This is a genomic window from Nitratireductor sp. ZSWI3, from assembly GCF_024655565.1.
In the GTDB taxonomy this organism is placed as follows: domain Bacteria; phylum Pseudomonadota; class Alphaproteobacteria; order Rhizobiales; family Rhizobiaceae; genus Nitratireductor.
The window spans coordinates 1-10,894 of record NZ_JANKOF010000129.1 but is presented as its reverse complement, the minus strand read 5'-3'; the positions used below and the strand labels follow the sequence as shown (position 1 = coordinate 10,894).

The following is a 10,894-nucleotide window of genomic DNA, read 5'->3' as shown; positions in this document are numbered from 1 at the left end:
CCTTGAGGGGGAGATGGCCGGCAGGCCAGAGGGGGGCCGTGCCGCGCGCCGGCACCGCCGCTCCTGCAAGGCTGGGCCTCAATGCTCCATGACGAAATGCCCGGGTCCCACCTCGATCATGGTGCGCGCCGGCCGTTGCCAGCCGAGCGGCCGCACCGGGCTCTTCAGTTCGTCCGCCAGCAACCCGCGCCGGCGCCCCCTGGTCGCCGGATCGGGCACCGGAACCGCATCGATCAGCTTGCGCGTGTAGGGATGGCGCGGATGCGACAGGACGGCGTCGCGCGGGCCGATCTCGACGATCTCGCCGAGCAGCATGACGGCGATCCTGTGGCTCACCCGTTCCACCACGGCGATGTCGTGGCTGATGAACAGATAGGCCAGCCCCAGCTCCCGCTGCAGGTCGAGCATCAGGTTGATCACCTGCGCCTTGATGGAGGCGTCGAGCGCCGAGACCGATTCGTCGGCGACGATCAGGCTCGGCTCCAGCGCCAGGCCGCGGGCGATGCAGATGCGCTGGCGCTGGCCACCGGAGAACTCGTGCGGGAAGCGCAGCGCGTGCTCGGGCTGCAGCCCCACCAGATCGAGAAGATGGGCCACCTTCTCCTGTGCCTCCATGGCCCCCGCCAGCCCGTGCACGCGGATCGGCTCGCCGATCGCCGAGCCCACCGTCTGGCGCGGGTTGAGTGAGCCGTAGGGATCCTGGAAGATCATCTGCATGCGTCGGCGGGCGGCGCGCAGGCCGGCTGCATCGGCCGCCATCAGGTCGTCGCCCTCGAAGCGCACGGTGCCGGAAACCGGTTCCACCAGGCGCAGGATGGAGCGGCCGGTGGTGGATTTGCCGCAGCCCGATTCGCCGACCAGCGCCAGCGTCTCTCCCGCCTTGACGGAAAACGAGACGTCCTCCACCGCATGCACCTGGCCCGTCATGCGGCCGAGCAGCCCGCCGCGCACGGCAAAGCGCGTCGTCAGGCCGTCGACGTCGAGGATGACGTCGCCGCGCTTGTCGGGCTCGTCGGCCGGCTCCGGCCCGGGGCCGGTCGGCGCCATGGCGGGAAAGCGGCGCGGCGTCAGCGTCTCGGCCAGCGAGCCGAGCTTGGGCACCGCGCCGAGGAGCATCCTGGTGTAGCCGTGACGCGGCGCGCTGAAGAGCTCCGCCGCCGGCGCCTCCTCCACCTTCTCGCCCTTCAGCATCACCACCACCCGGTCGGCGGTCTCGGCCACCACGCCCATATCGTGCGTGATGAACATCACCGACATGCCGATCTCCTTCTGCAGTTCGCGGATCAGCTCCAGGATCTGCGCCTGGATCGTCACGTCGAGCGCGGTGGTCGGTTCGTCGGCGATCAGCAGCTTCGGCCGGCAGGCGAGCGCCATGGCGATCATGACGCGCTGGCGCATGCCGCCCGAGAAGCTGTGCGGATGCTCGCCGGCCCGCCGCTTGCCGTCGGGGATGCGCACCAGCTCGAACAGGCGCTGCACCTCGGCATCGGCCTGCGCGGCATCCATGCCGCGATGGCGGCGCAGCACCTCGGCCACCTGGAAGCCGACCGTGAGCACCGGGTTGAGGCTCGTCATCGGCTCCTGGAAGATCATGCCGATCTCGCCGCCGCGCACGTCGCGCATGGCTTCCTCGTCGAGCGTCAGGAGCTCGCGCCCGTCGAGCGCGATGGAGCCTTCGATGCGCCCCATGCCCTGCTGGATCAGCCGCATGATGGAAAGGGCGGTGACGGACTTGCCCGAGCCGGATTCGCCGACCACGGCGACCGTCTCGCCCTTGCCGATCTCGAAGCCGACCTTGCGCACCACCGGCACCCATGCGCCCTCGACGCGGAAGGAGGTGGTGAGCCCCTTGATGGACAGGATGGGCGTGCTCATGCTTCACCTCTCAGGCGCGGGTCGATGGCATCGCGCAGCCCGTCCCCGAGCAGGTTCAGCGCGAAGACGACGACCAGGATGGCGATCGACGGGAACAGCGCCAGCCAGAAGCTGTCGAGAATGTTCTCGAAGCCCTCGCGGATCATGCCGCCCCAGGTGGCGGTCGGCGGGCTGACGCCGAGGCCGATGAAGGCGAGCGAGGCTTCGACGCGGATCGCCGTCGCCAGCCACAGCGACCCCATCACCAGGATTTCGGGAGCGATGTTGGGCAGGATGTGGCCGAACATCAGCCGCATGTCGGAATAGCCGAGCGCCCGGCCGGCCTCGATGAATTCGCGGTTCTTCACCGCGATGGTCGGCGCGCGCGCGATGCGGGCGAAGGGCGGCACCGCGGTCAGCGCGATGGCGATCACCAGATTGGCGACGGAGGGCCCCAGCATGGCGACGACGATGAGGCCGAGGATGAGCGAGGGAAAGGCGAGCAGCACGTCCATGACCTGCATGACGATGATGTCGGTGCGGCCGCCGTAATAGCCGGCCACCATGCCGATCAGCGTGCCGATCACCATCGCCGAGCCGATGGCCAGAAGACCGATCGTCAGCGAGATGCGCGCGCCCCACAGGATGCGCGAGAGCGTGTCGCGGCCGTAATAATCGGTGCCGAACCAGTGCTCGGCGGATGGTGGCTTCAGCCGGAACAGGATGTTCTGCTGCAGGGGATCGTGCGGTGCGATGACCGGCGCGAAGAGCGCCAGGAGCACCACGAGCAGGAAGACGCCGAGGCCGATCCACGAGGTCTTGTTGGCGTTGAAGGCCTTGAGCAGGCCGCCGCCGATGGCGGCGAGCACGCTGCGCAGATAGGCGGCGCGCGAGGGGGGAGCTGTCGTCGCTTGGCTCATGCGTATTTGATCCTCGGATCGATCAGGCCGTAGGTCAGGTCGGTCAGAAGGTTCACCAGCACGACGATGAGCGTGTAGATCACCATCATGCCCTGCAGCATCGTGTAGTCGCGCTGGTTGAGCGCGCCGATGATGAGCTTGCCGAGACCCGGCCGGTTGAAGACGATCTCGGTCAGGACCGAGTTGCCGATGAGAATGCCGAGATAGAGGCCGACCACGGTGACGACCGGGATCATCGCGTTGCGCAGGCAGTGCCGCCAGATGATGGTGGCGAAGGCCAGTCCCTTGGCATAGGCGGTGCGCACGTAATCCTGGTTGAGCACCTCGAGCATGGCCGAGCGGGCGACGCGGGTGATGTAGGCCGCCATGATCAGGCCGAGATTGATGGCCGGCAGCGCCAGGTCGCGCAGCCTTTCGCCGAGCGTCGTGCCCTGGCCGGAGCTGATCACCGGAAACCAGCGCAGCTGGATGGCGAAGACCAGGAGCAGGAGCACCGCCGAGACGAAGGCCGGGAAGGAGAGCCCCAGCAGCGATGCCATGCGGGTGATGTAGTCTGGCAGCCTGTTGCGCCTGACCGCCGACCAGACCCCCAGCGGGATGCCGAACAGGGCGCCGAGCAGGAGCGAGACGAAGGTCAGTTCCAGCGTCGCCGGCAGGACCTTCAGGATCTCCTGGATCACCGGGCGGCCGGAGACCATGGAGACGCCCCAGTCGCCGACGATGACGCCGCCGAGGAACTCGACATATTGCACGTAGAGCGGCTGATCGAGGCCGAGCCTTGCCCTGAGGGCGGCGAGCGCCTGCTCATTCGCCTGGTCGCCGAGGATCGCCACCGCGGGATCGCCGGGCAGGACGCGGACGATGAAGAAGACGATGGTCAGCACGGCGAAAAGCGTGACGACGGCGAAGCCCAGCCGTTTGAGGACGAATGCTGTCATGACACGTGTCGGCGGGCACCGGTCCCGAAAAGGCTGCGCGCCCCCTCATCCTCCCTCCCTCTCCGCTGCGTGGGGAGAGGGTGAGGATGAGGGCGGCGAAGCCTTGCGGGCACTGCGCCCTGCCGATCCCTCTATTGCTTGAAATGGGCGAGTTCGGTGACCGGCGGGCTCAGGTTGAGCGAGCCGTTCGCCTCGACGCCCAGGTCGAGCGTGTCCTTCCAGGCCCAGAGCTGCAGACTCTGGACGATCGGCACGGCGCAGACCTCATCCATGATCTTGCGCTGCGCTTCGGCCCACAGTTCGAGCTGCTTTTTCTGGTCCGTCTCCGCCCGGGCGGCGGAAATCTCCTCGTCCGCCACGGCGCAATGGGAGAAATTCGCAACCGCCGTCGGCGTGCCGACGATGGCGTCGGAATGGAAGAACTGCGACAGATAGACGTCGGCCACGGGGAAGCGCGCGGCGGCGTAGTGCGTCACCTGGCTCAGGTCCTTGCGGATCTGCTCGTGGAAGGTGGCGTGCTCGACGGTCTCGATCTCCATGTTGATGCCGGCTTCCGACAGCAACGCCTGGATCGCCTCCATGGTCGTCAACATGCCCGGCAGCGTCGTGTGGATCGCCTTGATGGTGACGCCGTCGGGATGACCGGCTTCAGTGAGCAGCGCCTTGGCCTTGTCGATGGAGTATTCGTAGGTCGGCACGTCGTCGGTGTAGCCGAGATTGCCCTCAGGCACGGGCGAGATGGCCGACAGCGTCACGTCCGGTCCCTTGAACTGGACCATGGCGTCGCGGTTGACCGCATGCGCGACGGCGCGGCGCACGCGCACGTCGTCCAGCGGCGGCATCTTCATGTTGAGGTGGATCACCGACATCTCGCCGGGCTTCATCACCGCGACCTTGGTGCCGGGGATCTTGGAGATGCGCTCCACCCAGGTCTGTTCCTGCTTGCCGTAGATCATGTCGATCTCGCCGGACTGGAAGGCGAGATCGCGCGAGGCGTCCGAGGGGATGTAGCGGTAGTAGATCTCCTTGATCTTCGGCTCGCCGCGGAAATAGTCCGGATTGGCGACGAGCTTCACATATTGCTGCGGCTGGTATTCGGCGAACATGAACGGTCCGGTGCCGATCGGCGTGCGCTCGAAATCGGCGCCAAGGGCCTCGACGGCGTCTTTGCACACGATGTTGCCGCCGTGATAGGGCACCAGCAGGCCGAGCAGGCTCGGAACCGGGTTCTTCAGCTTGATGGTGACCTCGTGGTCGCCGGTCGCCTCGACGCTGTCGAATGCCGCGTAGTCCTTGGCGAAGGCCGATATGTCGGGATTGGCGGCGCGATTGAGCGAGAACACCACGTCCTCCGCGTCAAGCGAGCCGTAATCGCCATGGCAGTCGACGTCCTGGCGCAGCTTGAATGTCCAGGTCAGGCCGTCGTCCGACTGGGTCCAGCTTTCCGCGATGTCCGGTTCGATGAAGGCGGGGTTCGCCTCGCCGGGCCTGATGCGCACCAGCCCGTTGAACATCCAGTGCAGCAGCCCCTTGTCGGGCGTCGACGTCGCCACGTGCGGGTCGAGCTTGCCGGCATCGGCGCTGCCCATGCCGACATTGAGCGTGTCTCCGGCGGCAAGGGCGCTGCCCGCCGTCAGGAGGCTTATGAGTGTCGCTCCGATCGTTCTTTTCATTGGTTCCACCTCTGTTTGTTGCGTTGTGTCGTTCAAGGCTCCCTAAAGCGTGTCTTCCAGCCGGCAATTGACCAGCATTTCCGCCATGGCCGCCGTGTTGGGCAGGGCGATCGCCATGGCGGCGAGCTCGGCGAGATCGCCGGGCTCGATCATCTCCTCGCGCGCCACCTTGGTGACGCCGGCGGTGAGATCGGTTGCGACGAAGCTCGGGCACAGGGCGGTGGCGCGCACGCCGTGCTCCCAGCCGATGCGGCGCGTGCCGTGCGTCAACGCCATCAGGGCGTGCTTCGTCATGTTGTAGGCGATGTTCTCGTTGCGCACCCGCTTTCCCGAAAGCGAGGCGACATTGACGATGCGCCCGCTGCCGGCGGCCTTCAGGTGCGGCAGGCAGGCGCGCGTCAGGAACAGCGGTCCCTTGACGTTGATGGTCCACAGGGCGTCGAGATCGGCTTCGTCGCCGTCCTCGATCGAGAATGTGTTGGAGGTGCCGGCATTGTTGACGAGGGCGTCGAGCCGGCCGAACCGGTCGAGCGTGGCGGCGAGCCAGGCTGTGTGGCTGTCGCGGTCGCCGGCCCCGTAGCGGGCGCACAGGAGCCTTGCTCCGCCGAGCGGGGCGAGGGCGGCTTCCAGCGCGGCGACGTCGCGGGCGCCGGCGCTGATCGTGTAGCCCCTGGCGTGCAGCGTCTCGGCGATCGCCCGGCCGACACCCCTGTTGGCGCCGGAGATCATCACGACGCGACCCTTCGGATCAAGCACTCCCGTCCCCTCTCTTCTTTCTCCCCGGTTCACCCATGCAGCGTGAGCGCGGCCTGCTGCCGGCCGGCCGGGCCGGCGAAACGGTCGAACCGGAAGGCTCGAAGATCGAGCTCCGGTTCGCGTCCGGTGACCAGCTGCGCGGCCAGTGCGCCGGTGACGGGCCCGATGCCGAAACCATGGCCGGAAAAGCCCGCCGCGACCACCAGATTATCGTATCCCTGCGCAAGGTCGATGACCGGCAGGGCATCCGGCGTCAGGTCGAGGACACCGCCCCATACGCCTTCGATCTCCGCTTCGGCAAACGCCGGAAGGACGGTCGAGACCTTGTCGATCGTCTCGCGGACCTTGCGCATGGTGGTGCGTGCCACGGGCAGGCCGTCCGCCTCGTCGAGCGCGCCGTTCCAGTCCTGCGCACCGCTCGTCACGCGCAGGCGGCCCGACACCTCCTGCCGGGCGGCCATGTCCGCATTGGCGACGCCGAGCACCGGCCGCAGCAGCGGCGCGCAGGGTGTGCTCCGCAAGACGGTGACGATCGGCCGGCGCAGCGGCAGAAAAAGGCCGAGCGGCTCTAAAAGCGCATTGACGAAGATGCCGGGGGCGGCAAGCACCGCGCCGGCGGCGATCCGCCGGCGGTCGGTCCGCGCGGCGGTGATCCTGCCACCGCTCGCTTCCAGCCGCTCGACGCGCTCGCCCATGGAGAGCCGCGCCCCGCGCCGCTCCGCCATGCGCAGATAGGCGGTGACGGTCGCCACGGGGTCGGCATGGCCGTCGGTCGGGCACCAGGTTGCCGCCGTGACGGCAGGCGAGATGGCAGGCGCGATCGCCCGCGCCGCCGCGCCGTCCGGCAGGAAGCTGATGGAAAGGCCCGCTGCCGCCTGGCTCTCCGCCAGATCCTTGAGCGCCGCCGCTTCCGCATCGTTGCGGGCAAGACGCAGGTTGCCCTCCTGGCGGTAGAAGGTCTCCGCTTCCAGCTGGCGGTCGAGCTCCTGCCAGCGGGCGACGGCGGCACGCGCCAGCGGCAGCTCGGCCGGATGGCGGCCCGACTGGCGCACGCCGGCGAGCGTCCAGCCCGAAGCCATTGCCGCGGCGCCGTAGCGGTCCACCACCTCGACGCTGGCACCCATCTCCGCCAGCGCCAGCGCGGCGGCCGCCCCCGTGATGCCGGCGCCGATCACCAGCACGTCGGGCGCGCTCATGCGGCGTTCCTGCGGGTGAAGCGCGACCAGGCGAAGGGCGCGGGATCGATCAGCGGCGCCTCCCCGGCGACGAGCTGCGCGGCCAGGAGGCCGACGCCAGGCCCGATGCCGAAACCGTGGCCGGAAAGGCCCGTGGCGACCAGCAGCCCGTCCCAGCCGGGCGGCGTGTCGATGACCGGGATCTCGTCGGGCATGACATCGATCATGCCGCCCCAGGTCTGGACCGGCTTCACCTCGGCAAGCTGCGGATGCAGCTTGCGCGCCGATTCCATGACGTCGTCGAGCAGCCTGCGGTCGGGCACCGGGTCGAAGACGCGCACGCGCTCGAACGGGCTCGTCTCGTCGGCCTTCCAGCGGGTGGAGCCGAGCGGCCCGAAGAAATCCGGGCCGGCCTTGATGGTCATGATGCGCCAGCGGCTGCGCAGGATCGGCAGGAAGGCGCCGAAATGCCGGAAGGCGGCCGGAATGAGCTGGAACTCGGCGGCCCCGCTGCGGGCGATTGTGTAGCCGCCGTCGAGCCGCCGGCGCACGGAAGCGCGCGTCGCCCCCAGCGCTCCGGGCGTGATCTCAGGCGCCGGCGTGGTGCGCAGCACCGACGATTTGACCGCCAGCTGCGGAAAGCTGAGGCCGAGATTCTCGAGGAAGGTGCGCGACCACACGCCGCCCGCCAGGATCACCGTCTTGCAGGCGATCTCGCCGCGCTCCGTGACCACCGAGGTGACCTTGCCTGCGGATCGCTCGACCAGCCGCACCGCGCAATTTTCAAGAATGGTCGCACCGCGCCGGGCGGCGTATCGCGCCAGGGCCGGCACGGCCAGGGCCGGTTCGGCCGTGGCGTCCGAGGGCGTGTGCAGGGCCCCCTCGAAGCGGCGGTCGTCACGCCCGAGAAGCCTGGCGGCCTCGGCGGCGGAGAGCAGCGTCGTGTCGAGCTGGAAGGATTTCACCTGGTCGAGCCAGGCGATGTGCGGCGCCAGCTCCGCCTCGGTCTCGGCCAGATAGGTGGCGCCGCGCACGCCGTAGCCGATCTCCTCGCCGAGCTGCGGGGCAAGCCGGCCCCACAGCCGGGCGCTCTCGATCATCAGCGGAAGCTCGCGGGCATCCCTGCCCATCTTGCGGATCCAGCCCCAATTGCGCGACGACTGCTCGCCCGCGATGCGGCCTTTCTCACACAACACGGTCGCAATGCCGCGTTCGGCGAGGAACAGTGCCGCGCTGACCCCGACAACCCCGCCGCCGATGATCACGACATCGGCCTCTGCCGGAAGCGGCGCGGCGGCCGCCTTCGAATCCTGTTCGCCGTTCACTCGCATGCCCCTCGCATGAGCTGGAAGACCCTGTCAGTGAACGGCGCGATCGGGTATAAGGCAAATAAGGATTCATTCCATGAGCATCAGGAAACCTTATAGTCCCCATGCTGAGCCAGCGATCCTTGGAAGCCTTTCGCGAGGTCATGCGCACCGGCAGCGTCTCCGGCGCAGCCGAGGAATTGCTGATTTCCCAGCCCGCCGTCAGCCGCTTGATCCGCGAATTGGAGGAGCGTCTGGACCTGCGCCTCTTCACGCGCCATGGCGGGCGCATCGCGGCCACCCCGGAAGCGCATGAATTCTGGATCGAGGTGGAACGCAGCTTCACCGGGCTGAAGCAGATCGAGCGCGCCGCAGAGCAGATCAAGCGCGGCCAGCGGGCCACGCTCAGCATCGCCGCCGCGCCGGCCTTCGCCCAGGCCGCGCTGCCGCAGGCCGTCGCCCAGCTCCATGCCGAGCGGCCGGAATTCCGGGCCGAGTTCTTCTCCATGACGACGCTGCCGGTGGTGCGCCAGGTGGCGCTGCGCCAGTGCCATATCGGCTTCGGCATACCAACGCAGCACAAGTTCGAGATCGACGTGGTGCGCACCGGCGCGCTGCCCTATCGCTTCATCGCCCCGGCCGGCCATCCGCTGGGCGAAAAGGACAGGGTTTCGATCGACGATCTGGCGGGACTCGATTTCGTCGGCTTCGTCGATTCCACGATGACCGGCAGGAATTTCGACCGCCGCTTCGCCAAGATGCGCAAGCCGCCCGTCGTCAAGATGCGCAGCTATCTGTCCATCGTCATCTCGGCCCTCGTCCTGCGCGGCCTGGGCGTCGGCGTCATCGATCCCTTCACCGCCGAGGATCACGAGCGCCTGGGCGGCATCGTGCGGCCGCTGGTGGCCAGCGAACAGTTCGAATACTCGGTCATCAAGCCGCTCGGCGAGAAGCTCAGCCCCGAATGCGAGGCCTTGGTCGAGATCTTCGAGGCGCTGGCCGACAAGCACCGCGCCTGACTTTTGGTCCGGCTTGCTATGCTGTTCGGCCTCGCCACCCTGTGCGCCGCGGCTACCATCAAAGAGGTAGGGCGGGCTGGCGCTTTCCCGTTGAGCCTTGTCCGGTCCCGTCCTATGATCGGCTTCAACGGAGGATCCCATGCAGAGCGACAAGCCCGCGAAAGTCCCGTCCCTGATCGGCAAGATGCTGGCCAACGCCCCGCATCCCAACGACATCCGCCTTCTGGCGCAGCGCTTCCACGACCACGCGCTGGAACCGCGTTCGACGCCGGAGGAGACCCGCGCGCTGGTTGCCGATCTCGGCTATGGCAGCATCGACGCCTTCTGCGCCGCGGCCGGCCTGCCGGCCCATCTGGCCGACCGCTGGACGCGCTTCGGCATCTCCGGCGAGATGCGCCAGGTCCTGCTTCTGATCGCCGCGCAGCGCCGGGCGATGATCGAGGCGGTGCAGGCGTTCGAGGCGATGACCCATGTCGGCCTCGACGATTTCATGCGCGAGCGCGGGCTGCTCTGAACCCGGCCTTTGAGGCTTGTCATTTTTTCCTTGAGGCGGCGCCGGGCTGGAACCACAGGCTTCCGTCAAAGCGGAACTAGATTTCGTCCCGCTCGGCCTTTTCGAGCAGCATCCTTGCCGTCGCGGCGTCGGTGATCAGCGCCTGCGCCGAGACCGTGCGCAGGGCGGCGGCGATCGCCTCGACCTTTGCCGCCCCGCCCGCGGCGAGGATGACATGCGGAATGCGCGCCACGACGGGCAGGTCGATGGCCATGATGCGCCGGTTCACCTCGTGGTCCACCAGGCGGCCCGCACCGTCGACGAAATAGCACAGGATGTTGGCAACGGCGCCCTTGTCGCGCAGCGGTCCGATGAGGGTCGGCGGCACGATGCCGTAACGGAAGATCGTCGCCTCCGGCGACACCTCGCCGACGGTCAGGAGCGCCATGTCGGCGGCGGCGGCGCGTTCGCGCACGTCGCGCAGCGAAGGCTGCTCCCACAGCCGCTCGCGCAGCACGGGATCGTCCACCACCACGGGCGCGCTGATCTGGTAGCTGTCGACCTTCAGCCGCTCGGCCACCTTGGTGGCGACGATCGACGGGTTGATCCATTGCGAATGCGGCAGGCTGCCGACGAGGCCGATCACCGTCGCGTCCTTCAGCGCGCGCCGCGCCATGAAGGACAGGCTCGCATGCAGGGTCGCGCCGCCGCCGATGGCGAGCGTCATCCCGTCGTGAAGCTGCTCTTCGAGATAGCGCG

10 protein-coding genes are annotated in these 10,894 nt (G+C 68.2%); 2 read left to right on the top strand and 8 right to left on the bottom strand.

What is annotated here, in order from left to right; genetic code table 11:
- Nucleotides 1–78: 78 nt before the first annotated feature.
- The 7 genes from NUU27_RS23590 to NUU27_RS23560 all read right to left on the bottom strand — a co-directional run bounded on the left by NUU27_RS23590 (nt 79) and on the right by NUU27_RS23560 (nt 8,641).
- Nucleotides 79–1,875, bottom strand: a complete 1,797-nt coding sequence (locus tag NUU27_RS23590; protein ID WP_257764748.1) for an ABC transporter ATP-binding protein — start codon at nt 1,873–1,875, stop codon at nt 79–81.
- Entirely contained in the window at nt 1,872–2,774 is a 903-nt protein-coding gene (locus tag NUU27_RS23585; protein ID WP_257764747.1) for an ABC transporter permease, read from the bottom strand. The genes NUU27_RS23590 and NUU27_RS23585 overlap by 4 nt, the downstream gene beginning before the upstream one ends.
- Entirely contained in the window at nt 2,771–3,712 is a 942-nt protein-coding gene (locus tag NUU27_RS23580; protein WP_257764746.1) for an ABC transporter permease, read from the bottom strand. The genes NUU27_RS23585 and NUU27_RS23580 overlap by 4 nt, the downstream gene beginning before the upstream one ends.
- Nucleotides 3,713–3,843: 131 nt before the next feature.
- Nucleotides 3,844–5,385 (bottom strand): ABC transporter substrate-binding protein, encoded by a 1,542-nt coding sequence (locus NUU27_RS23575; RefSeq protein WP_257764745.1) that lies wholly within the window; start codon nt 5,383–5,385, stop codon nt 3,844–3,846.
- 42 nt (nt 5,386–5,427) lie between these two features.
- Nucleotides 5,428–6,141 (bottom strand): SDR family NAD(P)-dependent oxidoreductase, encoded by a 714-nt coding sequence (locus NUU27_RS23570; protein WP_257764744.1) that lies wholly within the window; start codon nt 6,139–6,141, stop codon nt 5,428–5,430.
- A 29-nt stretch (nt 6,142–6,170) separates the two neighbouring features.
- Nucleotides 6,171–7,337, bottom strand: coding sequence for an FAD-binding oxidoreductase (locus NUU27_RS23565; protein ID WP_257764743.1), 1,167 nt, complete (start codon nt 7,335–7,337; stop codon nt 6,171–6,173).
- Nucleotides 7,334–8,641 (bottom strand): FAD-binding oxidoreductase, encoded by a 1,308-nt coding sequence (locus NUU27_RS23560; protein WP_257764742.1) that lies wholly within the window; start codon nt 8,639–8,641, stop codon nt 7,334–7,336. The genes NUU27_RS23565 and NUU27_RS23560 overlap by 4 nt, the downstream gene beginning before the upstream one ends.
- Nucleotides 8,642–8,748: 107 nt before the next feature.
- Between NUU27_RS23560 and NUU27_RS23555 the strand changes: the two genes are divergently transcribed.
- Both NUU27_RS23555 and NUU27_RS23550 read left to right on the top strand, forming a co-directional pair.
- On the top strand, nt 8,749–9,642 hold the full coding sequence (locus NUU27_RS23555) for a LysR family transcriptional regulator (protein ID WP_257764741.1): 894 nt from the start codon (nt 8,749–8,751) through the stop codon (nt 9,640–9,642).
- 139 nt (nt 9,643–9,781) lie between these two features.
- Entirely contained in the window at nt 9,782–10,156 is a 375-nt protein-coding gene (locus NUU27_RS23550) for a hypothetical protein (RefSeq protein ID WP_257764740.1), read from the top strand.
- A gap of 76 nt (nt 10,157–10,232) precedes the next feature.
- On the opposite strand, the gene NUU27_RS23545 is transcribed toward NUU27_RS23550, so the two are convergent.
- On the bottom strand, nt 10,233–10,894 hold a 662-nt coding region (locus tag NUU27_RS23545), incomplete at its 5' end, for a sugar-binding domain-containing protein (RefSeq protein ID WP_308219997.1).